Source organism: Streptomyces sp. NBC_01622 (genome assembly GCF_045209635.1).
In the GTDB taxonomy this organism is placed as follows: Bacteria; Actinomycetota; Actinomycetes; order Streptomycetales; family Streptomycetaceae; genus Streptomyces.
Genome location: NZ_CP109293.1, coordinates 2094832 through 2117218 on the forward strand (window position 1 = coordinate 2094832; position 22387 = coordinate 2117218).

Here is a 22387-nt window from a genome sequence, read left to right on the forward strand (position 1 = left end):
ATGGCATTCCTCCAAGGCACACGGCGACCGAAGGCCATCCGGGGCACCCGGAGCCGCGGCATCGCACTCCATGTCTCCCTGATCCTGGGCGTGTTGCTCTCGGCCTTCCCGTTCTACTGGGCCGTGATCATGTCGACGCACACCTCGTCGGAGATCTTCTCCTACCCGCCGAAGCTGCTGCCGGGCTCGCACTTCCTGGAGAACGTCCGCGGCCTCTTCGACAACATCGACTTCTTCGGCTCGATGTTCAACTCGGTACTCGTGGCGGGGTCGGTGACCTTCCTGGTCCTGTTCTTCGACTCGCTGGCCGCGTTCGTCTTCGCCAAGTTCCACTTCCCCGGCAAGAACGTGCTGTTCGCGCTGCTGATGGTCATCTTCATGGTGCCGGCGCAGCTCGCGGCCATCCCGCAGTTCGTGATCATGGCGAAGCTCGGCTGGATCGGCTCGATGACCGCGCTGATCGTGCCGGCGGCGGCCAACGCGTTCGGCATCTTCTGGATGCGCCAGTACATGAAGAGCGCGATCCACGACGAACTCCTCGACGCCTCCCGCATCGACGGCGCGAGCTTCCTGCGCCAGTACTGGCACGTGGCCCTCCCGGTGGTCCGCCCGGGCCTCGCCTTCCTCGGCATCTTCACCTTCATGGGCCAGTGGAACGACTACGCCTGGCCCCTGATCGCCCTCACCAACCCCGACAACGTCACCCTCCAGGTCGCGCTGTCCCAGCTCAACGGCACCCACGGCACCACCGACTACGGAATGGTCATGACCGGCGCGCTCCTGGCCCTCGTCCCCCTGCTGATCGTGTTCGCGGTCGGCGCCAAGCAGATCATCGGCGACCTCGGCAAGGGAGCCATCCGCTGATGACCGACCCGCTCTTCGCGCTCCGCCCCTGGGAGTCACCCGAGGTGACCTCCTGGGGGCGGTTGCCCATGTCCGCCGTCGACCGTCGACGGGATGCGGTCTCCCTCGACGGCGACTGGCGCTTCCAGTTGCTGCCGGCGCCCGACGCCCCGCTCGCGGACGCCTGGTCGTCCGCATACGTGCCGGGCGTATGGACCATGCAGGATACGGACGACCTTCCGCAGTACACGAACGTCCGTATGCCGTATGCAGAATTCCCTCCACTGTCGCCCGCCGACAATCCGACGGGCGTCTACGAGCGTGAGATCGACGTCCCGGCCGAGTGGGCCGGACGGCGCGTCGTGCTCCAGGTCGGGGCCGCCGAGAGCGTGCTGCTCGTGCACGTGGACGGGCGGCCCGTCGGCGTATCCAAGGACTCCCACCTCGCCGCCGACTTCGACCTGTCGGGCGTCGTACGTCCCGGCGAGCGGGCCGCCGTACGGCTGACCGTGGTCAAGTGGTCGGACGCCTCGCACATCGAGGACCAGGACCAGTGGTGGCACGGGGGCGTCACCCGGTCGGTGCTGCTGTACGCGACCGACCCGCTGTATCTCGCGGACGTGACCGTGCGGGCGCGCTACGACGGGGAGCTCCAGGTCGACTGCCAGGTGCGGGACGCGGGCGGCGCACTGCCCGCCGGGTGGTGGGTCAGTGGCGAGCTGGACGGTCAACTCCTGGTCCAGGATGCGGAGTTCGACCGGTTCAACACGGAGGACGACCGCGTCTCCGACTTCCTCGGCGAGGCCCGTATCCGGGCCACCGTCCCGGAGGTGCGCACCTGGAACGCCGAGACGCCCGAGCTGTACGGCCTGACGGTCCGGCTGCACCGGGCCGACGGAACGGTCGCCGACACGTCGTACCGGCGCATCGGTTTCCGGGACGTGGAGATCGTCGGGCGGGATCTGCTCGTCAATGGAGAGCGGGTGTTCATCCGGGGCGTCAACCGGCACGACTTCCATCCGCTGACCGGCCGGACGGTGTCGTACGACGACATGCGCGCGGATCTGGTGCTGCTGAAGCGGTTCGGGTTCAACGCGGTCCGCACCTCGCACTATCCGAACGACCCGGCGCTGTACGACCTCGCCGACGAGCTCGGGCTGTACGTCGTCGACGAGGCGGACATCGAGTCGCACGACCACGCGCACGAGATCGCCGACGACCCGCGCTATCTGAACGCCTTCGTGGACCGCGTGTCGCGGATGGTGCTGCGGGACAAGAACCACCCGTCGGTCATCGTCTGGTCGCTCGGCAACGAGTCCGACTACGGCGCCAATCACGACGCGGCGGCCGGCTGGGTCCGCAGGCACGACCCCACCAGACCGATCCAGTACGAGGGGGCCGCCAAGCGCGGCTGGGCCGATCCGGACCTGGCCTCCGACATCGCGTGCCCGATGTACGCGCCGCTGGAGGAGTGTGTCGCGCACGCCCTGTCCGGCGAGCAGACGAAGCCGTTGATCCAGTGCGAGTACTCGCACGCGATGGGCAACAGCAACGGCACCCTCGCGGACCACTGGGCTGCCATCGAGTCAACCCCGGGTCTTCAGGGCGGCTTCATCTGGGAGTTCTGGGACCACGGAATCCTGCAACGTGTGAGCGACGGAAGACCCACCGGCCGCGCGGGCGCCGGACTGTATGACAACGGTGTCGCCGCGCCCGGTCAACGCTGGGCGTACGGCGGTGACTTCGGCGAGGCGATCCACGACGGCGCGTTCATCGCGGACGGCGTGGTGTTTCCCGACCGCACGCCCAAACCGGTGATGTTCGAGCACCGGGAGATCGCGGCGCCGGTGCGCATCGAGTGCTTCCGGCACGAGGGCATCGTCCTCGGCAACCACCAGCACTTCCGGGGCCTCGAATGGCTCGCCGGGACCTGGGAGTTGGCGCTCGCGGACGGCCGTACGCTGACCGCTCCGGCCGAACTGCCCGCCCTGTGTCCGGGCGAGACGGCGGCCGTACCGCTGCCGTTCGAACTGCCGGAGGACGGCGGCGAGGCCTGGCTGACGCTGCGGGTGACCACGGCCGGGGACCAGGCGTGGGCGCCGCGCGGCACGGAGGTGTGCGCGCCCCAGGTGCGGCTGCGGGCGGCGGAACCCGTGGCCGGTCATGCGGCGGGCGGTGGTCGGATCGAGGTCGACGGCGAGGGTCTCCTGATCCATCCGCTGCTGACGGTCGCGCCGACGCTGTCCCTGTGGCGGGCGCCCACCGACAACGACGAGTTGGGCGGTATGGCGGCGCGCTGGCGGGCCTGGGGGCTGGACTCGCTGGTCCGCAAGATCGTTTCGGTGCGGCGGGACGGCGAGCGAAGCGAGATGGGGGTCCCCCCGGCCGAAGGCTGGGGGAGGGTGACCGCGGTCGCCGAGTACGCGGGGGCCACGGGGGTGGTCCGGCACTGTCAGGTGTTCACCCCGGTCGAGGGCGGGGTCCGGGTCGAGGAGTCGGCCGAACTGCCCGAGGAGTTCGACAACGTGGCCCGGGTGGGCACCGTGTTCGAGACGGTGGCGGGTCTTGATCTGCTGGAGTGGTTCGGCCGGGGTCCGTGGGAGTCGTACCCCGACCGCAGCACGGGCGCGCCCGTGGGCCACCACTCGGTCCCCGTCGACGAGTTGTTCACCCCGTATCTGCGCCCGCAGGAGAGCGGTGGCCGCAGCGGGGTGCGGCGGTTCACGCTGTCGGCACCGGACGCCACCGGTCTCACGGTCGACCTCGACGAGCCCCGCCAGGTCTCGGTGACCCGCCACCGCGCCGAGGATCTGACCGCCGTACGGCATCACGACGAGCTGGTGCCGCGCGCGTCCTGCGTGGTGCAACTCGACGCGGCGCACCGGGGGTTGGGCACGGCCTCGTGCGGCCCCGACACCACAGCGCAGTACCTCGTCGCACCGGGCGTCCATCGCTGGAGCTGGACCCTGCGCGTTCTCTGAACCCACCGGTTCGGAACTTCCCGGCTTTGAACTCCCCAGGTTTCACGAGCACTTACCCACGGAGCACACGTGTGCACTTCCCATGACCACGAGCACGAGCAGTGCGAGAGCGCCCAGGCCGGTGCCGGGCGGCGCAACTTCCTGCGGGCCACCGCGCTGCTCGGTGCCGCCGCCACGGCCGGTGTCGCGCTGCCGGGCGTCGCCGAGGCGGCCCCGAACTCGGCGTCCACGAAGGCGAGTTGGCGGCCCGATACCGAGAGCCGCCGCTTCACGCTCGCCGTGATGCCGGACACCCAGTACCTCTTCGACGGGCCGAGCATCGACAAGGCGCCGATCGAGGCCTCGCTGCGCTATCTCCTGGAGCACGGCAAGGACGACAACATCGTCTTCCTGTCCCATCTGGGCGACCTGACGCAGAACGGGGCCGTGCCCGAATTCGCCGCCATCGGGGAGGCGTTCAAGCTGCTGGACCGGCGGGGCGTCGGCTACAGCGTGCTGGCGGGCAACCACGACATCAAGTCGTCGACGGACGACCAGCGCGGGGCGTCGCCCTACCTGGACGCGTTCGGCCCGCGGCGGTTCGAGAACAAGTCCACGTTCGGCGGGGCCTCTTCGGACGGCTACAACACGTGCCACGTGTTCAGGGCGGCCGGGCGGGAGTGGCTCGTGCTGGCGCTGGACTGGCGGCTGTCGGCGAAGGGCTACGCGTGGGCGAAGGACGTCATCGCGCGGCACCCGAGGACGCCGGTCATTCTCACCACGCACGAACTGGTCGTGGACGACGACACGTTGTCGGACTACGGGCAGCAGCTGTGGGACCAGCTCATAGCGGACCACGACCAGATCTTCCTGACCCTGAACGGCCACTACTGGCCGGCCCGCCGGGCGACGCGCAAGAACGCGGCCGGCAACGATGTCCACCTGCATCTGACGAACTATCAGAACCGCTACTTCGGCGGCGCGGCGATGATCCGCCTCTACCACTTCGACCTGGACCGCGACGTCATCGACGTGGAGACGGTGTCGCCGTGGATCCTGGGCCGGGCCGCGAAGGGCCTCAACGAGCTGGAGCGGCAGGAGATCGAACTCAGCGGCGACGCCGACCGGTTCTCCGTCGGCATCGACTTCGCGGACCGCTTCGCGGGCTTCGACCCGGTGCCGGTCCGCGCGGCGCGCCCCGCGTCCAGGATGCTGATCCCGGGCACGGCCGCCTACTGGCGCTTCGAGTCCCCGGTCTCCGGCACCGTCCGTGACCTGTCCGGCCGCGGCAACGACCTCACCGTGGTCTCCGTGAACGGCGGCGCCCTCGGCTGGTCGGCCGACCACCACCCCGACCAACCGGGCCACGGCAGCCTGGAGTTCACGGGATACAAGTCCCCGCTGAAGGGCGCGTACCTGCGGACCGTCGACGGTGCGCCGCTCAACTCGGCTACGTTCAAGGACGGTTACACCATCGAGGCGTTCTACTGGCTGCCCGCCGACTGGGACGCCTCGCACAACGCCTGGGCCGGTCTGGTCAGCCGCACGGGCCGCAACGGTTCCGTCGGCACCGTGACGGACGACCCCGACGAGCCGCTCGCCACCCTGTCGCTGTCCGACGGGCCGGGTCCGCAGTGGGCGGTGCACCCGCTGAACCAGCAGCAGTTGGCCACCAACTGGGGTGACGAGACCGACCCCGAGATCTGGTGGCACCTCGCGGTCGTCAACGACGGACGGCACACCACGATGTACGTGCAGGGCTGCCCGGTGGCCCGCAACCCGCACGCCCCCGCGATCGGCATAGCCTCCTCCGGTCAGCCGTGGCTGCTCGGCGGCTACGAGTACGCGGACAAGATCGACCAGATTCTGCACGGCCGCCTCGGCGACGTCCGGATCGTCTCCCGGGCGCTGCCCGTGACCTCCTTCATGACCCACTGACAGCCTCCAGAGGACTCCCGAAGATCATGACCGAGCAGCAGCTGCCCACCTGGGCCGACCCGTCCGTCTCCCCCGCCGCCCTCGACGCACAGGGCGTCTCCCGACGCCAACTCCTGAGCCGCGCGGGCCTGTTCGGCGCCGCGTTCACCCTCGGCGCGGGGCCGCTCGCCGCGCCCGCGGTGGCGGCCGGGCGGGGCTACGGCGGCAACGACCCGCGCCTCGCCTACCTCGTCGGCGACCACCATGTGCACTCGGTGTACAGCCACGACGCGAAGTACACGTTCTCCCAGCAGGCGAAGGCCGCCGCGCAGTACGGCCTCGACTGGATGGTGTTCAACGAGCACTCCAACTTCGGACACGCCAACTACGGCGCCGAGTCGGAGCACGCGGAGATCCTCAAGGCGCGTGCCGAGAACCCGCGTCAGCTGATCTTCCAGGGCCTGGAGTGGTACATCCCGGCCGCCGAGCACTGCACGGTGTTCGCCGCGCCCGGCCGCCACGAGGTGGATCTGCTCACGCAGTTCGAACTCGCCTACGACGGCAAGCTGTTGGGCTACACGGAGGGCTCGGCCGGGGCGACGGACACCACGCGCAACGAGGCCCACGCCGTCAAGGCCATCAAGTGGCTGGCGGAGCAGCGCCGTTCGGGCTACGTCGACGACGTCCTCGTCCTCGCCAACCACCCGCTGCGCCTCGGCATCGACTCCCCGCACGAGATGCGGGCCTGGCGGGACGCGGCCCCCGAGATCATGATCGGCATGGAGGGCGCGCCCGGTGCCCAGGGCGCGGCCCTCCCCGGCCGGCGGGGTGCGACCTCGATCCGCGGCGAGTACGAGAACAAGCCGTCGGCGCAGTCCTGGTCGGGCTATCCGGCGGACGCGTATGTGACGTACGGCGGTTTCGACTGGGCGACGGCGACCGTCGGCGGGCTGTGGGACTCGTTGCTGGCCGAGGGCCGGCTGTTCTCGATCACCACGAACTCCGACAACCACCGTACGGTCTACGACACTTGGGCCAACGGCGCCTGGCCCGAGGGGCAGAACTTCGACAACACCGGGAAGCTGCCCGACCCGGTGCAGACCGGCACCCCGCAGCCCGGCAGCGACTTCTGGCCCGGCGAGTTCAGCCGCACGCATGTCGGCGTGACCCGCTACGGCTACGGCGCGGTGATGGCGGGGATGCGCGCGGGCCGGGTCTGGGTCGACCACGGGCACCTGCTGGACGGGCTGGAGGTGCGTCTGAAGCGGGACTGCGACCCCGGCCAGGGCGTCACGCTGGGCGGCCGGCTGCGGGTCCGCAAGGGCGACAGGCTCACGCTGAGCGTCACCGTGACGACCGCCTCGCGGCCCAACGCCCAGGGAATCCTGCCGGAGTTGGCGCACGTGGACGTGATCCGGGGTGCGGTGCGCGGTGTGGTGTCCGACCGGGACGCGTGGCGGGCGCCGGACACGAAAGTGGTCCGTACGGCCGACGTGAACGGCCGCAAGGGGACGTACACGCTGCGCATCCGGGTGGCCGCCGGGGACGAGTCCTTCTACCTGCGGCTGCGCGGCAGCGACGGCGAGCGGCACGGCGCGGGCTACCTCGGTGCCGCCATCGACCCGCACGGCCCGATCCCTCACGAGCCCGGAAACGGTGACCCGTGGGCCGACACATGGTTCTATTCGAACCCCATCTTCGTCGACCTGGCAGGTAACTGATGAACCGTCAACTCACTGTCCTCGCCGCCTTATTGGTTGCTCTCACGCTCGGCGCGAGCACCTCCTCGGCCGCCGCTGCCACCACCTGGGCGGAGACCGGCACGGCCTACACCGACAGCCTCGGCGGCGGAGAGGGCGTCGCGTCCCGTGCGGACGGCTCGCTGCTGTACCGCGGGCTCGCGTCCATCCCGCTGGATCTGCGTGCCCAGGGCTGGAACCACATCGGTGACCCGGACATCGCGAACGGCTACGTCTTCGACGCCTACCAGGCCGCCGACACGGGCACGTCCAAGATGTTCGCGGTCACCACGCCGTCCGGGACGCGCTACACGTACGTCCACCCGCTCGACTCGGGCGAGAAGATCAACAACTCGTTCGACGCCATCTCGCCGGACACGCAGTGGATGGTGTCGGGCGAGTGGGGCGACCAGTCCAGACTCCAGGTCTTCCCCACTCCCCTGCTCAACCCGTCCACTCCGGCGACGGGCGGAACGCTGCCGCAGGCCGGACAGATCACCCTGGACAGGACGGTGAACGACATCCAGGGCTGCGACTTCGTGACGGACACCCGGCTGGTGTGCGTCTCGGACGACGCGTCGGGGACCAAGTTCCCCGAGATCCGCCCGCTCCTCCAGGTCGACCTGCCGCACAAGCTGGACGGCCAGCCGATCACCGGCACGGTCACGAGCCTGTTCGCGCTGCCCCAACGCAGCATCTGCACGGGCACGTTCGAGGCCGAGGGCGTCGACTACGACGTGAACAGCGGGACGTTGCGCGCCGAGGTCGTCCAGCCCGGCGTGTGCGTGGTGTCGACCAGCGTCTACTCGTACAAGCAGCAGTAGCGGCAGGAGCGGTGCGGGTCCCTCAGGCGTAGAACCGCGAGAGGCTCTGCAGGACGGCGGCGGGCTTCGGCCCGCCGTCGATCTCGATCGTCCCGTCGACGGCGATCTGCACCCCGCCCGGCACGTCCTCCACCGACGCGAGCCTCGCGGCGAGCCGGATCCGCGAACCGACCTTGACCGGTGCGGGGAAACGCACCTTGTTCAGGCCGTAGTTGACCTTCGTGGACACGCCCTCGACGTCCAGCAGCTCGGTGAAGAGCGGGATGAAGAGGGAGAGGGTCAGATAGCCGTGCGCGATGGGCGCGCCGAAGGGGCCGGCCGCGGCCTTCTCCGGGTCGACGTGGATCCACTGGTGGTCGCCGGTCGCGTCGGCGAAGGTGTCGATGCGTTCCTGGGTGACCTCGATCCATTCACTGGTGCCCAGGTCGCTGCCCGCGAGCTTCTTGAGTTCGTCGAGGCCGTTGACGGTGATGCTCATAAGTAGCCTGTTCCTTGAGGGAGTTACCGGTTGCCCGTGGGCTGTCTACTGGTCGCCGAAGCGCTTGCGCACCCGGGACTTGAGGAGCTTCCCCGAGGCGGTGCGCGGGAGTTCGTCCGCGACCACCACCGACTTGGGGATCTTGTACTTGGCCAGGCGGCCGGCCAGCGAGGCCAGTACCTCGTCGGGGTCGAGCGAGGCGCCTTCGCGCGGTACGACGACCGCCCGCGGCACCTCGCCCCACTTGTCGTCCGCGACCCCGATCACCGCGCACTCGACGACGGCCGGGTGGGCCAGGAGCAGGTCCTCGATCTCGGCGGGGTAGATGTTCTCCCCACCGGAGATGATCATGTCCTTCATACGGTCGACGATGTACACGTAACCGTCGTCGTCGGTCCGGGCCGCGTCCCCGCTGCGGAACCAGCCGTCGGCGAAGACCGCGGCCGTCTCCTCGGGCAGCCCCCAGTAGCCGGGCATGACATGGGGTCCGCGCACCACGACCTCGCCGGTCTCGCCGACGTCGGTGGGGGTGAGGTCCGGCCGTACGACCCGTACGTCGCTGAAGAAGTGCGGCACGCCCGCCGAACCCGCCTTGCTCACCGCGTGTTCGGCGTCCAGGAACAGGGTTCCGGGCGCGGCCTCCGTCATGCCGTAGCCCTGGAGGAAGGTCAGGCCCCGCTCCTGGTACGCGGCGATGAGCGGGGACGGGACCGGGGAGCCGCCGCAGGTGAGGATGCGCAGCGAGGACAGGTCGGCGTCGGCCCAGCGGGGATGCCGGGCGATCTGGTCGAACATCGTCGGCACGCCGAACATGAAGGTGATCCGGTGCCGTTCGACCAGGTCGAAGGTGGCGTCCGGGTCGAAGGACTCGACCAGGACGCAGGTGCCGCCCTTGAGCAGCACCGGCAGGGTGAGCATGTTGAGGCCGGCCGTGTGGAACAGCGGGGCGGAGACCAGGGCGCGTTCGTCGGCGATCAGGTCGGTGTCGACGAGGACGTTGAGCGCGTTCCAGGTCAGGTTGCCGTGGGTGAGCATGGCGCCCTTGGGGCGGCCGGTCGTGCCCGAGGTGTACATGATGATGCAGGTGTCGTCGGCGGTGACGGGCTCGTCGATGGGCTCGGCGGACGCCGCTTCGAGCAACTCCTCGTATTCGGGGCCGACTTCGACATAGATGCGTACGTCGGTGCTGCCCGGCAGTCCGGCGACGAGGGCGGTGTGCGTCGGACCGTAGACGAGGATCCTGGCGCCGGAGTCGGCGAGTTGGTAGGCGATCTCGGGGGCGGTGAGGCGGGTGTTGAGGGGGACGAAGACCGCGCCGAGGGTGCCGGCCGCGAACAGGGTCTCCAGGTAGGAGGGGTGGTTGGGGCCGAGGTAGGCGATGCGGTCGCCGCGGCGGACGCCCCGGGTGCGCAGGGCGTGGGCGAGGCGGGTGGTTCGTGTATGCAATGTGCCGTAGTCCGTCGGCGAACTGCCGTGGATCAGGGCTGTGCGGTGCGGGGTCTTGCGGGCCCGGCGTGCGGGCCATGACCCCAGTCCCTCGTTGCGCATCCGGTGCCCCTTACGTCAGCCCGAGCAGGCGGGCGGCGTTGTCCTTGAGGATCTTCGGTCTGACCTCGTCCTTGATGGGCAGCTTCTCGAAGTCGGCGAGCCAGCGGTCCGGGGTGAGGACGGGGTAGTCGGAACCGAAGAGGACCTTGTCCTTGAGCAGGGTGTTCGCGTACTGCACGAGCTGCGGCGGGAAGTACTTCGGTGACCAGCCGGAGAGGTCGATGTGGACGCCCGGCTTGTGGGTGGCGACGGCGAGTGCCTCGTCCTGCCAGGGGAAGGACGGGTGCGCCAGGATGATCTTGAGGTGGGGGAAGTCGGCGGCGACGTCGTCGACGTGGAGGGGGTTGGAGTACTTGAGGCGGATGCCGCCGCCTCCCGGTACCCCCGCGCCGATGCCCGTCTGGCCGGTGTGGAAGAGGGCGATGGCGCCCGTCTCCTCGATGACCTCGTACAGGTCGTAGGCCACGGACCGGTCGTTGGGGAAGAAGCCCTGGATGTTGGGGTGGAACTTGAAGCCCTTGACGCCGTACTCCTCGACCAGCCGCCGGGCCCGCTTCACGCCCGCCCGGCCCCGGAACGGGTCGATGGACGCGAAGGGGATGAGGACGTCGGCGTTGGCGGCGGCGGCCTCGGCGACCTCCTCGTTCGGGACGGGCTCGGTGCCGGTCGCGGACTCGGCGTCGACCGTGAAGATCACGGCGGCCATCTTCCGCTCGCGGTAGTACGCGGCGGTCTCCTCCAGGGTCGGCTTCCGCTTGCCCTCGACCTTGAAGTAGGCGGAGGAGGCGTCGTGGAGGTCGTCGTCCAGGGAGGAGTGGCCCTTGGAGGACACCTCCGCGTGGGTGTGGACGTCGATGGCGACGAGTTCGCTCAGGTCCATCACGCCTCCGGCAGCTTCGGTGCAGGGATGCCGACCGACTGGAGTTCGGCGCCGACCGAGGTGGGGAAGGCGACGGCCAGGGTGTCGGGGGTCCAGCCGCCGTCGGCGTAGGCCGTGCTGATCTCCTGCGGGTGGGACCAGAGTGCCACCTTGTCGCCGCCGATGCCGATGGCCTGGCCGGTGATGGAGCGCGCGGCCCCGGAGGCGAGGAAGGGGACGAGGGCGGCGCAGTCCTCGGGGGTGCCGAAGCCCTCGCCCTTGCGGAGGAAGTCGGGCAGCGCCTCGCCGTTCTTCATGGCCTCGATGTACGGGGCGAACGCGGGGATCGTCTCGGTCATCGCGGTCGCGGCGACCGGCACGATCGCGTTGACGGTGATGCCGGCGCGGCCGAGCTCCATCGACCAGGTGCGGGCGAAGGCGGCGATGCCGGCCTTGGCGGCCGAGTAGTTCGTCTGGCCGAAGTTGCCGCGCTGGCCGGCCGGCGAGCCGACCAGGATCAGGCTGCCGCCCTCGCCCTGTTCGCGCATCCGTACGGCGGCGGCGCGGGCGCAGGTGAAGGTGCCCTTGAGGTGGGTGGTGATCACCGCGTCGAAGTCCTCGTCGGTCATCTTCCACAGCACCTTGTCGCGCAGGATGCCCGCGTTGGTGACCAGGACGTCGAGCCGCCCGAACTCCTCGACGGCACGGTTCACCAGCCGTTCGGCGGCCTCGGTCGTACCGACCGGGACCACCTCGGCGACGGCGGTGCCGCCCGCCTCGGCGATCGACTTCACGGCCTGGTCGGCCACCGCCTCGTCGATGTCGTTGACGACCACGGACGCGCCGTGGGCGGCCAGGGCGTGCGCGTAGGCGAGACCGAGGCCCCGGCCGCTGCCGGTGACGACGGCGACCTTGCCGGTCAGATCGATGCTGGGCACGAGCGGATCCCTTCACAAGGCGATGCACCGCGATGCGGCTACAGGCGCACCGGTGCGGCTTCGAGATCGAAGCTAAGAGCAATAATTGTTGACGTCAATAGTTGTTGCCGACGGACCAGGTGCGTCACACTGACCCCGAACCACCGCACGCCCCACCCCGGGGCCTCGACCCAGGGAGCCCGCCATCGCCCGCCAGCAGCACGCCGCGAACCCCCCGATCGACGCGCACGAGCCGTGGATGCGCGGGCTGCACGCGGACACCGGTTACCTCCTGTACCGGCTGGGCCTGCGCTCCGGCCAGCTCTTCAACACGTTCCTCCAGGAGTCGGGCCTGCGCCTGCGCCACTACGCGCTGCTCCGCTTCCTGGCCACGTCCGAGGGCGCCCTCCAGCGCGAGCTGAGCACGCGGCTGGGCTACGACCCGAGCGCGATCGTCGGCCTGGTCGACGACCTGGAGAAGCTGGGATTCGCCGAGCGGCGCCCTTCCCCCGACGACCGGCGAAGCCGCATCGTGGTCCTGACGGAGAACGGCCGCGGCTTCCTGCGCGACACGGACGAGGCCGGCCTGCGGGTGACGAACGAACTGCTCGACCCGCTGGACGCGACCCAGCGGGAGACCCTGCACACGTTGTTGCAGCAGGTCGCCGAGGACGGACTCGCCTGACGCCGGACAAGGAGGTACGGCGATGACCACCACCCGGCCGGAGACGACCGCCCGCTCCGCTCCCGACCGGCTGCTCGCCGTGCTCGCCGCCTTCGACCACGAGCACACGGCCCTGTCGCTGTCCGACATCGGCCGCCGGGCCGGACTCACCCTGACCACCGCGCACCGGCTCGCGGGCGCCCTCACCGAGTGGGGCGCGCTGGAGCGGGACGCGTCCGGCGTCTACCACGTGGGACTGCGGCTGTGGGAGATCGCGGCGCTCGCGCCCCGCGGCCTCGCCCTGCGTCAACTGGCCCTGCCCTACCTGGAGGACCTCTACGAATCGACGCACGAGAACGTGCAGTTGGCGGTGCGGGACGGCACGGAGGTCGTCTACACCGAGTGGATCTCGGGCCGTTCGGCGGTCGGCGTGCACATCCGGGTGGGCGCCCGCTGGCCGCTGCACGCCACCGGCGTCGGCCTCGCGTTGCTGGCCCACGACGAACCGGATCTCCAAGAGGCCTACTGCGCGGGCCCGTTGGCGTCCTTCACGCCGTACACGATCACCGGTCCGGTACGGCTGCGGAGGGTACTGGCCGAAGTGCGGCGCGCCGGCGTGGCGGTGAGCGACCGTCAGGTCACGGACGACGCGCTGTCGGTGGCCGCTCCGGTGCGCGGGCCGGGCGGTGCGGTGGTGGCGGCCGTATCGGTCGTCGTGCCCCAGGTCGACGCCCAGGTACCGGCGTTGATCCCGGCGGTACGGCTCGCGGCGCGCGGGATCTCGCGGGCGCTGGGGTGGCGGCCGGAGCCGACCAGCAAGCCCGGGCCCTGGCGGCGATGAGCTCGGAGCACCGCCGTATCACCGCCCTGCTCACCGGGCTGCAGACGCTCGCCCGTGGCGACGCCCACGCGCTGCCCGGACGCACCCGGGTCGTCGTGGGCGAACTCCTCGACACCGCCGTCGCCCAGGCGGCCCGCCGCCATCCCACCACGACCTACCGGTTGACGGCCGACACCCGCACGCCCGTCCAGGTGGACGGCTGGCCGGTGGGTCTGCGCCTGGCCGTCGACAACCTCCTCGACAACGCGGCCCTGCACGGCCGCCCCGGCGGTGACGTCGAGGTCCGGTTCACCCGGGACGCCGGCACGGTCCGGATCGGCGTCGGCGACGACGGTCCGGGCATCCCCGCCGATCAGCGGCACGCCATGACGGAACGCTTCACCCACGGCGCCCGCACCCGCTCCCCCGGCTCCGGCCTGGAGGCGACGCTCGCGCTCCCGGCGGCGGAAGGGGACGGGCCGGACGGGGAGCCGACTCAGGACTGAATGCCGGCCATCGCTTCACCCGTCCTGCCCGTCCCGCCCGTCCCGCCCGTCTCACCCGGCCAACCCCGCCAGCATCCGCCGGTCCCGAGGCGCCGCCTTCCGGTCGAGTCGGGCGTCCAGCAGTCGCCGTGCCGTCGCACCGCCCCGCGGATACGAGCGCGTACAGCAACGTCTCCTCGACGACCTCGCGTTGGGCCGCGCTGCCGCCCACCTTGCGCAGGACCGGAAGCAGTGCGTCGAGGCCGTGGGCCGCGTCGTGGAAGCGGTGTTCGACGAGGGCGGCGAAGGCCTCGCAGAGCGGGGCGATGACCTCGCGCTGCACCGGGTCGGCCCCCGCCGCGTGGTCGCGCAGGCGGCGCAGCGCCGGGAGGTCACCGGCGGCGGCGAGGGCCACCGCCGCGTGCAGCGCGGTGAACGCGGTCGCGGGCCGCTCCAGGACCTCGCAGGCCACGGAGTCCAGTACGTCCGAAGTCGGCAGCTCCCCCTGCCAGTTGCCGCTGAGCCGGGCCCGCCACAGCAGCGACCCCGAGTCGACCAGCGCGCGCACCCCGGTCACCCGGCCGGGCGCCAGCTGGGCGAACCAGCGCCTGCGGACGGCGGCCGGGTCGTCCAGCGCGAGTTCGTGCAGGGCGATGTGCCAGGAGAAGTGGGCCCGGTGGACCGCGCCCCGGCCCTGTCCGGACACCCAGCCGTCGAGCCAGTCCCGGCCCGCCTCGTGGGCGCCGGACTCGTAGTGGACGTGGGCCGGCGCGTGCACGGCGTGACCGGAGGCGGGTTCGACTCCCGATGCCCGGTGGGCGAGTTCGCCCGCCTCGTGCAGCCGGCCCTGCTCCTGGCGCAGGAACGCGAGCAGCGAGGTGTGGAACCAGTGCCCGTCGTAGGCGGGGGACGTGCGCTCGACCAGGCGGAGCGCGTAGTCGTCGTCCAGGTCGGTGGCCCCGGAGAAGGCGATGGTGGGTACGGCGGCGGCGAGGGCGAGCGCGTCGGCGGGGTGGGCGTCGAGGTGCCGTATCAACGCTCGGTCCCCGTCGGTGGACTGGACCCGTCGCGTGATCACGTCCACGAAGGACCGCTCCCGCTCGTCGGCCCGCTCCTGGGCGCAGCGCTGGGCGTCGGCGAGGGCGCGGGGTACGTCGACGGCGGCCCCGCACTCGTGGCCCAGGAGGGCCAACGCCGCGTGGCCCAGGGCGAATCCGGGGTCCAGGGCGACCGCGCGGGCGAAGGCGTCCTCGGCCCCGGCGCGCACTTTGAGGACCCGGTCGAGTCCGCTGCGGTATGCGGTGGCGGCCTCGGCGTGGGTGGAGAGCGGGAGTCCGAGTCCGTCGACGGGCCTGCGGCGGGCGGTGCGGCGGGCCGGGGGTGCGAGCAGTCGCCGGGCCAGGGCGGCGGCCTGGACGCGGATCTCGGGGATCGCGGTGGTCTCCCAGAGTTCGCCGCGCCGTGGGGCGCCGAGGGTGAACAGGGGGCGTGCGCAACGGCCCTGGGCGTCGAGGAGGCGTCCGTCGCGGGTGGCGACGCCCATGCCGAGCGGGCCTGGCACCGCCATTCCCGTCGCGAACAGGCGGCGCCACAGCGGGTCTTCGAGCCGTTGCCCCGGGCCGGTGCAGTCGATGGCCCAACCGACGTGCAGTGTCCGGCCGTTGGAGAGTGTGACTGTCAACCGCCCGCCGTTCTCGACGACTTCGGTGATCGTGCCGGTGTGCACCTGGAGGCGTCGTGCGGTGCGGGCCCGGGTGACCGATTCGGCGGTGGCGGGGGCCATGCGGTGCCGGTGGGTGTTCCAGATCGCGCTCTCGTGGGCGAGGAACTCCCCGCGTTCTGCGGGGGTGAGGCTGTGCCAGAGGCGCGCGGTGTGCGGGCGGAGGCTGTCGAGGGCGGGCCGCCAGTCGCCGTGGGTGCGCACGGAGCGGCCGACGTGCCGGTAGACGGTGCGGCGCAGTCCGCTCAGGGTCAGGTCGCGCGGCCAGCTCGGTGCTTCCATCGGGCCTGCCGGTCCCAACGCGTGCGGCTGCGGCAGGAGTCCGCTGCGGGAGGCGGCGTGCACGGTGCGTTCGGGGCGGTCGAGGGTGAGGGCGAGGTCCACCGCGGTGAGGCCGGTGCCGACGAGGAGGATGTCGGCGGTGTCCTCGCGCACGGCGTCCAACGCACCTGGTGTCCAGGGCGAGTCGACGAAGCGGGGCGAGGAGCGCAGCGCGGGCGGGGCCCAGGCGGCCGTGGGGGCGGCGGGGCCGGTGGCGAGGACGGCGCTGTCGGCGGTGAGGAGTCCCCCGTCGGCGAGGTGGAGTTCCACCGGGCCTGTGGGGGTGCCGGTACAGCTCTCCGCGCGGGTGCGCAGCCTGCGTACGGAGACCGTGCCGTGGGAGCGGACGACGGCCTGGGCGAGGGTGTCGGCGAGGTAGGCGCCGTAGCGGTACCGGGTGGCGAAGTCGGTTCCGCCGACGGTGGGTTCGCCGTGGCGGCAGAGCCAGCGGGTGAAGTGGCCGGGGTCGTCGGGGTAGCAACTCATGCCGCCCGCGGGGACGTTGAGGCGGTGGCGCGGGTCGGGTGTCGCGTACGCGGTGCCGCGGCCGGCCTCCGGGGCCGGGTCGACCAGCACCAGGCCGAGCGGGCTCCGGCGGCGCGTGGCGCTCTCGCACAGCTGGACGGCGGTCAGGGTGCCTGCCGCGCCCGCCCCGACGATCGCCGTGGTGGGCCGCTTGCGGACTTCGGTCACGCATACCTCCGGCGTGGTCTGCCGCGGAGCCGCCGAAGCGGAACTCCGCCTTCAGTTCCTTCCTCACTATTCCGACCGGACAGGTGGGGAAGCCATGGCGGGACGGGGATCTCACCGGATACTCAGGGCACCGGTCGGCGCGTTCATACTCTGTTCACACTCGTGGAGCGTCCGACAACCGTGGTTTCAGGCCTTCTTTCAGGTTCTCTTCACAGGAATCTCAGGTTGGGGCCCTGGGATTCAAAGATTCAACCCATGGAAGTGACGCAGGATGCAACGGCACTGGTGATCTCGTCGCGTACGGCCAGGGGGTGTGCGCGGCATATGGAAGAAGGCCTGCCGTGGGCGTGTCGCACATATCCAACCGGTCCGAGAAGCCGTCGGAGAGGTGGTCCCGGCGTGGGATCCTCACCGTGCTCGGGGTGGTGCCGGCGGCTGTGCTGACCGGTTGCAGCGGCTCGGCGGGCGCCGCGGAGAGCGCCTCGTCCGGCGGTGCGTCGGCGAAGGCGTCGGTGAAGGCCGCGAAGACGCCGACCGTCACGGTCTCGCCCGCCGACGGCACGAAGAAGGCCGATTTCTCGGCCCCGGTCACGGTGACGGTGACCGACGGCACGTTCGCCACGGTGAAGGTGACCGGCAACGACGGCTCCACGCTCGCCGGGACCTTCAACGCCGCCAAGACGAAGTGGACGTCCACGAAGAACCCGTACTCGGGCACGAAGTACACGGTCGCCGCGCAGGCGCAGGGCGCGGCCGCGAAGACCGCGACCTTCACCACCAGGTCGCCCGGCGAGACCTTCGTCGGCTACTTCACCCCCGAGGCGAACTCGACCTCCGGCGTCGGCATGCCGGTGTCGATCAACTTCACGCACGCTGTCAAGGACCGCGCCGCCGTCCAGAAGGCGATCACGGTCACCGCCGAACCCGCCGTCGAGGTCGTCGGCCACTGGTTCAGCGACACCCGCCTCGACTTCCGCCCCGAGACGTACTGGGCGGCCGGCACGAAGATCACGCTGAGCCTGCGCCTGAAGGACGTCGAGGGCCAGGACGGCATCTACGGCATCCAGTCCAAGGACGTCACGTTCGACATCGGGCGCGAGCAGATCAGCACGGTCGACCTCGCCGGCAAGGAGATGGTGGTCAAGCGGGACGGCAAGACCCTCGCCACCTACCCGGTCAGCGGCGGCAACGCCCAGCACACCACCTGGTCCGGGATCATGGTGATCAGCGAGCGGTTCAAGCAGACCCGCATGGAGTCCTCGACGGTCGGGCTCGGCGACGAGTACGACATCTCCGACGTCCCGCACGCCCAGCGCCTGACCACCTCCGGCACCTTCGTGCACGGCAACTACTGGGCGTCCACCGCGGTGTTCGGCAACGAGAACACCAGCCACGGCTGCGTCGGCCTGCACGACGCCAAGGGCGCCAACGACAGTTCCGTGGCGGGCTACAAGTTCTACGACAGCTCGATGCTCGGCGACGTCGTCATCGTGAAGAACTCCGGCGAGAAGACCGTGGCGGCGGACAACGGCCTCAACGGCTGGAACCTGTCCTGGGCGGACTGGAAGGCGGGCAGCGCGGTCTGAGGCAGTACCGCAGGAGAACGCCTGTCCCGTGGGAGAGGCGACCTCATCCGCCGCCCGAGCGGATCCACGGCCACCTGACGAAGCAGACCACGACAGGTGCGACGAGCATGGCCAGCATCCACAGTCCCACGCCGGCCGGCGAGTAGATGTAGTACTGCCACCCCTCGGGCAGAGTCGCCGGCGCGAGTACGAGCACGGTCAGCGCGACCCACGTGGCCAGCACCGATGCCAGCATGCGCACTGCCGTCATCCTCCTCGCCCCTCTCCTGGACCGCCCGGTTCCCGGGGACGAACAATACGACCCGTGGCCCGTCCGCCCACGGCACCCCTCGCGACCCGCCCACCGTCGGCCGCTCGGAAACCTCCTCTTTCACCCGCATTCATCGCCTTCATCACCTGAACTCCCGCAGACCGAAAGGACTTTCCCGGCTTCACCTCTTGACGGCCGGAGTGGCTAAGAGCACATTGACCGCGCACCCCACTGCGTGAGAGCGCTCTCAAGCAGCGGGCGCGGCACCCGCACCCCACTCCGTATCCGAGAGGCACCCATGAGTGAAACCTCCGGCACGCAGCGCAGACCCCGTCCCCTCCGGCGTGTTTTGATCGCCGCCCTCAGCACCCTCGGCCTGGCGATCGCCACCGCCACGGCCTTCACCCTGCCCGCGGACGCCTCCGCGCCCACGCCCCCCACGGGCTGGACGCAGGTCTTCCTCGACGACTTCAACGGCACCGCGGGCACCGGCGTCTCCACCGCCAACTGGCAGTACGACACCGGGACTTCGTATCCGGGCGGCGCCGCCAACTGGGGTACCGGCGAGGTCGAGTCGATGACCTCCTCCACCAACAACGTGGCGCTCGACGGCAACGGCAACCTGTTGATCACCCCGCGCCGGGACTCCTCGGGCAACTGGACCTCGGGCCGTATCGAGACCAACCGCACCGACTTCCAGCCGCCGGCCGGCGGGAAGCTGCGCGTCGAGGCCCGCATCCAGATGCCGAACGTCACGGGCTCGTCGGCGCTCGGCTACTGGCCCGCGTTCTGGATGCTGGGCGCGCCCTACCGGGGCAACTACCAGAACTGGCCCAGCGTGGGCGAGTTGGACATCATGGAGAACGTCCAGGGTCTCAACACCGACTGGGCGACGATGCATTGCGGCAGCAGCCCGGGCGGCCCCTGCAACGAGACGACCGGCATCGGCGGCAACACCGCCTGCACCGGCACCACTTGCCAGGCAGGCTTCCACACCTACGCCATGGAGTGGGACCGCTCGACCAGCCCCGAGCAGATCCGCTTCTACCTCGACGGCGTCAACTTCCACACCGTGAACGCCAGTCAGGTCGACGCGACGACCTGGGCCAACGCCACCAACCACGGCTTCTTCATCATCCTGAACGTGGCGATGGGCGGCGGCTTCCCGGCGGCGTACGGCGGCGGCCCGACCAGCGCCACCGACCCGAACCACCCGATGACGGTGGACTACGTCCAGGTGCTCCAGGCCACGGGCAGTGGGAGCGGTACCACGACCCCGCCGACCGGCAACCGGGACGCCTACGGCGCCATCCAGGCCGAGTCGTACGACAGCCAGTCCGGCACGATCGCCGAGACCACCACGGACACGGGCGGCGGCCAGGACATCGGCTCGATAGCCAACGGCGACTGGGCGCTCTACAAGGGCGTCAACTTCGGCTCCACGGCGGCCACCCAGTTCTACGCCCGGGTCGCGAGCGGTGCGGCGAGCGGGGTCAGCGGTCTGGTCCAGGTACGCCTGGACAGCCCGACCGCGACACCGGTCGGCAGCTTCGCGCTGGCCAACACCGGGGGCTGGCAGTCGTGGAAGACGGTCCCGGCCAACATCAGCTCGGTCACCGGCACCCATGACGTCTATCTCACGTTCAGCAGCGGCCAGCCGGCGGACTTCGTGAATGTGAACTGGTTCGACTTCGGGCACTGACACCGACTCGCCACGGGGGCAAGGGGTTTCACGCGTGTGCGTGGGGCCCCTGCTCCGTCAGCGCGATCATGTGGTGCATGACGGCCACGGGAAGGGCCGGATTCCGGGCGGCGTCCAGGGCGCTGCGCTTGTCGAGGAGCAGCGGCACCAGGGAGGTTGGGGGCAGGACCGGATTGCGCCGGGCCGCACGGTGTACCCGTACCACGTCGTCGTGGGCCAGCCCGGCGGCGGATTCGGGGGACAGTCGCGGATCCCCCGCCGCGCGCGCCCGTACATCGGCGTCGGGGTCACGGCCGGACCGTTCGACGAGTTCACCGGTGGACGCGGGATCGTCGAGTGCGAGGAGACGTATGCGTGGCCGCGGGTCGTCGGCGAAGCGCAGCAGGCCGTCGCGGGGGAAGTCGGGGTGGTTGCGGGGACGGCCGGGGAAAGAGAAGCTGCCCGGCCACCAGGACCACACGTCGAGGAGCAGGTCTCCGGGTGCGTCGTCGCAGGACTCGGTGAGGAAGAGCCGTACGACGCGGTCCTCGTCGTGGGCCGGCAGGTCCACGACGTCGGGGGGAAGGCGTAGGGCGCGGGCCACGCTGCGGCGGATCAACAGGTTGGCGGACGAGGCCAGTTGCCTCATGGCGGCCGGGTCGTCGTACAGGGCCGCGATCCACCACAGGGCGTAGCTGCGGTCGTCCGCCGTGATGTCGGGGACGGTCTCGGCCATGGCGGCGATCTCGGCCGGTGTGGCGGGCGGGCGGGAGTCGGGTGACGACGGGCGGCCCACGCCGACGCGTGCGCCGCGTCGTCGGCTGTCGTCGTGCTCCTCCGCCATCTCGGCCAGCACCCCGTGGAGGGGCAGCCCGGCGGTGGCGGCCAGGAGCCGGTCCCACTGGTCGCGCGAGAGCTTCCCGCTCTCCGCGGCCCTCCCCCAGACGTTTCTCGACGGATGGACCACGGCCGCGTCCAGCACGTCGGCCGGAAGATCCGCACGGTACAGAAAGCTCGCTTCTCCGGCGTCGAAGAGGCTGAGCATCGCGTCCGTCGGGGCGGCCGGGTTCAGGCCCAGTCCCGACAGCCAGTCCCGGGCGACGCGCTCGGTGGGCCGGAAGCCCTCGGACAGCACGGACCAGACATCACTCATGCGTCACCGTAGCTCCGCCCGGAACCCCGCCGGCGTCACATCCGTGTGCTGCTGGAAGAACTTGGAGAAGTTCGCCGCGTCGGGAAAGCCGACTGCCGCGCCGACCCTGCCGATCGGCAGGTCCGTGTGGGCCAGCAGCCGTTTCGCCTCCAGGACGACCCGCTTGTCGATGAAGCCCTTCGGGGTCTCACCCGTGGCGGCGCGGACCGCGCGGACGAGGGTGCGGCGGGAGTAGCCGAGGGCGTCGGCGTAGGCGCTGACGCTGTGGTTGGTGGCGAAGCCCTTCTCGACGGCGTCGCGGAAGAGCGTGAACGTCGTGTCGGCCTGTTGCCGGGCCGCCTCCGCCGAGCTGGCGGCGAGATGCGCGAGCCGTAGCAGGAAGGCTGTCAGGGAGTGTCGCAGGACCGACGTGTGCAGGCTCAGCGGGAGCGTCTCGGTGTCCTCGTACTCGCGTTGGAGCTGGCCGAGGGAGGCGCGGAGGGCGGCGAGGCGGGGTTCGTCGGGGCGCAGGAGGGGCGGGAGGTCGTAGCGGTAGAGGCCTGTCGCCTCGACCGTGGCGCGGGGGAGGAAGCCGGGCTGCATGGCGAGGGCGGTGCCGCGGTACTCGTCGGGCCGGGAGAAGCGGTGGACCTGGCCGGGGCGGATCCACAGGATGTCGCCGGCGTCCGCCTCGTACTCGGCGAAGTCGATCATGTGGCGGACCGGGCCCTCGTCGAAGAGCATCACCACATGGAAGTCGATGCGGTGGACGCGGTGCAGGGGTGCGTCGGCGTGCCAGGCGCGTCCGGGGCTCATCGGGCCGACCTGCATGCCCACGCCGCAGACGCTCAGATCGACAGGGAAGGGAAACGTTCTGATCACGTCGCCGTCACCCGCGACGCCTTGGATGGTTCTGTCCGCCATGTCCTTCTCGTGCCGCCTCAGTACGG

Annotated in this window: 17 protein-coding genes and 1 pseudogene; 10 read left to right on the forward strand and 8 right to left on the reverse strand. The window is 70.8% G+C overall.

Annotation, left to right across the window (positions count from 1 at the left end; translation table 11 throughout):
- From OH768_RS09665 to OH768_RS09685, 5 genes are all read left to right on the forward strand, one after another.
- A complete protein-coding gene (locus OH768_RS09665) occupies nt 1-864 on the forward strand; it encodes a carbohydrate ABC transporter permease (RefSeq protein WP_406452047.1) in 864 nt (287 codons plus the stop codon).
- A complete protein-coding gene (locus tag OH768_RS09670) occupies nt 864-3824 on the forward strand; it encodes a glycoside hydrolase family 2 TIM barrel-domain containing protein (RefSeq protein WP_406452049.1) in 2961 nt (986 codons plus the stop codon). Before OH768_RS09665 ends, OH768_RS09670 begins: the two co-directional genes overlap by 1 nt.
- Before the next feature lie 69 nt (nt 3825-3893).
- Nucleotides 3894-5741 carry a LamG-like jellyroll fold domain-containing protein gene (locus OH768_RS09675; RefSeq protein WP_406452051.1) on the forward strand — a complete coding sequence of 616 codons (1848 nt, stop codon included), beginning with the start codon at nt 3894-3896 and terminating at the stop codon, nt 5739-5741.
- Between the two features lie 26 nt (nt 5742-5767).
- Nucleotides 5768-7441 carry a PHP domain-containing protein gene (locus tag OH768_RS09680; protein WP_406452053.1) on the forward strand — a complete coding sequence of 558 codons (1674 nt, stop codon included), beginning with the start codon at nt 5768-5770 and terminating at the stop codon, nt 7439-7441.
- Nucleotides 7441-8283 carry a hypothetical protein gene (locus OH768_RS09685; protein WP_406452055.1) on the forward strand — a complete coding sequence of 281 codons (843 nt, stop codon included), beginning with the start codon at nt 7441-7443 and terminating at the stop codon, nt 8281-8283. The genes OH768_RS09680 and OH768_RS09685 overlap by 1 nt, the downstream gene beginning before the upstream one ends.
- 22 nt (nt 8284-8305) lie before the next feature.
- Here the strand turns inward: OH768_RS09685 and OH768_RS09690 are convergent, their stop codons facing one another.
- From OH768_RS09690 to OH768_RS09705, 4 genes are read right to left on the reverse strand one after another with little or no spacing between them, the layout of a single operon-like run.
- On the reverse strand, nt 8306-8761 hold the full coding sequence (locus OH768_RS09690; RefSeq protein WP_406452057.1) for a MaoC family dehydratase: 456 nt from the start codon (nt 8759-8761) through the stop codon (nt 8306-8308).
- Nucleotides 8762-8806: 45 nt separating this feature from the next.
- The gene (locus OH768_RS09695) at nt 8807-10309 is read right to left on the reverse strand and encodes an acyl-CoA synthetase (protein ID WP_406452059.1); all 1503 of its coding nucleotides are present in this window, start codon (nt 10307-10309) and stop codon (nt 8807-8809) included.
- Between the two features lie 10 nt (nt 10310-10319).
- Complete coding sequence (locus OH768_RS09700; RefSeq protein WP_406452061.1) at nt 10320-11189, reverse strand: amidohydrolase family protein; 870 nt, start codon at nt 11187-11189, stop codon at nt 10320-10322.
- A complete protein-coding gene (locus tag OH768_RS09705) occupies nt 11189-12106 on the reverse strand; it encodes an SDR family NAD(P)-dependent oxidoreductase (RefSeq protein ID WP_406452063.1) in 918 nt (305 codons plus the stop codon). Before OH768_RS09705 ends, OH768_RS09700 begins: the two co-directional genes overlap by 1 nt.
- Before the next feature lie 238 nt (nt 12107-12344).
- On the opposite strand from OH768_RS09705, the gene OH768_RS09710 reads away from it, so the two are divergent.
- Genes OH768_RS09710 through OH768_RS09720 form a run of 3 tightly spaced genes read left to right on the forward strand, consistent with a single transcriptional unit; the run spans nt 12345 to nt 14075 of the window.
- On the forward strand, nt 12345-12770 hold the full coding sequence (locus OH768_RS09710; RefSeq protein ID WP_406452065.1) for a MarR family winged helix-turn-helix transcriptional regulator: 426 nt from the start codon (nt 12345-12347) through the stop codon (nt 12768-12770).
- A 22-nt stretch (nt 12771-12792) separates the two neighbouring features.
- A complete protein-coding gene (locus OH768_RS09715) occupies nt 12793-13590 on the forward strand; it encodes an IclR family transcriptional regulator (RefSeq protein WP_406452067.1) in 798 nt (265 codons plus the stop codon).
- A complete protein-coding gene (locus tag OH768_RS09720) occupies nt 13587-14075 on the forward strand; it encodes a sensor histidine kinase (protein WP_406452069.1) in 489 nt (162 codons plus the stop codon). Before OH768_RS09715 ends, OH768_RS09720 begins: the two co-directional genes overlap by 4 nt.
- A 51-nt stretch (nt 14076-14126) precedes the next feature.
- Here the strand turns inward: OH768_RS09720 and OH768_RS09725 are convergent.
- Nucleotides 14127-16855 (reverse strand): annotated as a pseudogene (locus OH768_RS09725) (FAD/NAD(P)-binding protein).
- 274 nt (nt 16856-17129) lie between these two features.
- On the opposite strand from OH768_RS09725, the gene OH768_RS09730 reads away from it, so the two are divergent.
- A complete protein-coding gene (locus tag OH768_RS09730) occupies nt 17130-18374 on the forward strand; it encodes an Ig-like domain-containing protein (protein WP_406452071.1) in 1245 nt (414 codons plus the stop codon).
- Nucleotides 18375-18417: 43 nt separating this feature from the next.
- On the opposite strand, the gene OH768_RS09735 is transcribed toward OH768_RS09730, so the two are convergent.
- Nucleotides 18418-18624 (reverse strand): hypothetical protein, encoded by a 207-nt coding sequence (locus OH768_RS09735; protein WP_406452073.1) that lies wholly within the window; start codon nt 18622-18624, stop codon nt 18418-18420.
- Nucleotides 18625-18922: 298 nt separating this feature from the next.
- Here OH768_RS09735 and OH768_RS09740 point away from each other — a divergent pair, with 298 nt between their 5' ends.
- Nucleotides 18923-20326, forward strand: a complete 1404-nt coding sequence (locus OH768_RS09740) for a glycoside hydrolase family 16 protein (protein WP_406452075.1) — start codon at nt 18923-18925, stop codon at nt 20324-20326.
- Between the two features lie 28 nt (nt 20327-20354).
- Here the strand turns inward: OH768_RS09740 and OH768_RS09745 are convergent, their stop codons facing one another.
- Nucleotides 20355-21458 carry a hypothetical protein gene (locus tag OH768_RS09745; protein ID WP_406452077.1) on the reverse strand — a complete coding sequence of 368 codons (1104 nt, stop codon included), beginning with the start codon at nt 21456-21458 and terminating at the stop codon, nt 20355-20357.
- Nucleotides 21459-21461: 3 nt separating this feature from the next.
- A complete protein-coding gene (locus OH768_RS09750) occupies nt 21462-22361 on the reverse strand; it encodes a helix-turn-helix domain-containing protein (RefSeq protein WP_406452079.1) in 900 nt (299 codons plus the stop codon).
- Nucleotides 22362-22387 lie beyond the last annotated feature (26 nt).

Excerpts from the sequence above, each read along its gene's own strand:
- OH768_RS09665 (WP_406452047.1), top strand. The coding sequence starts at position 1 with ATGGCATTCCTCCAAGGCACACGGCGACCGAAGGCCATCCGGGGCACC.
- OH768_RS09670 (WP_406452049.1), top strand. The coding sequence starts at position 864 with ATGACCGACCCGCTCTTCGCGCTCCGCCCCTGGGAGTCACCCGAGGTG.
- OH768_RS09680 (WP_406452053.1), top strand. The coding sequence starts at position 5,768 with ATGACCGAGCAGCAGCTGCCCACCTGGGCCGACCCGTCCGTCTCCCCC.
- OH768_RS09685 (WP_406452055.1), top strand. The coding sequence starts at position 7,441 with ATGAACCGTCAACTCACTGTCCTCGCCGCCTTATTGGTTGCTCTCACG.
- OH768_RS09690 (WP_406452057.1), bottom strand. The coding sequence starts at position 8,761 with ATGAGCATCACCGTCAACGGCCTCGACGAACTCAAGAAGCTCGCGGGC.
- OH768_RS09695 (WP_406452059.1), bottom strand. The coding sequence starts at position 10,309 with ATGCGCAACGAGGGACTGGGGTCATGGCCCGCACGCCGGGCCCGCAAG.
- OH768_RS09700 (WP_406452061.1), bottom strand. The coding sequence starts at position 11,189 with ATGGACCTGAGCGAACTCGTCGCCATCGACGTCCACACCCACGCGGAG.
- OH768_RS09710 (WP_406452065.1), top strand. The coding sequence starts at position 12,345 with ATGCGCGGGCTGCACGCGGACACCGGTTACCTCCTGTACCGGCTGGGC.
- OH768_RS09715 (WP_406452067.1), top strand. The coding sequence starts at position 12,793 with ATGACCACCACCCGGCCGGAGACGACCGCCCGCTCCGCTCCCGACCGG.
- OH768_RS09720 (WP_406452069.1), top strand. The coding sequence starts at position 13,587 with ATGAGCTCGGAGCACCGCCGTATCACCGCCCTGCTCACCGGGCTGCAG.
- OH768_RS09735 (WP_406452073.1), bottom strand. The coding sequence starts at position 18,624 with ATGACGGCAGTGCGCATGCTGGCATCGGTGCTGGCCACGTGGGTCGCG.
- OH768_RS09740 (WP_406452075.1), top strand. The coding sequence starts at position 18,923 with ATGAGTGAAACCTCCGGCACGCAGCGCAGACCCCGTCCCCTCCGGCGT.
- OH768_RS09745 (WP_406452077.1), bottom strand. The coding sequence starts at position 21,458 with ATGAGTGATGTCTGGTCCGTGCTGTCCGAGGGCTTCCGGCCCACCGAG.
- OH768_RS09750 (WP_406452079.1), bottom strand. The coding sequence starts at position 22,361 with ATGGCGGACAGAACCATCCAAGGCGTCGCGGGTGACGGCGACGTGATC.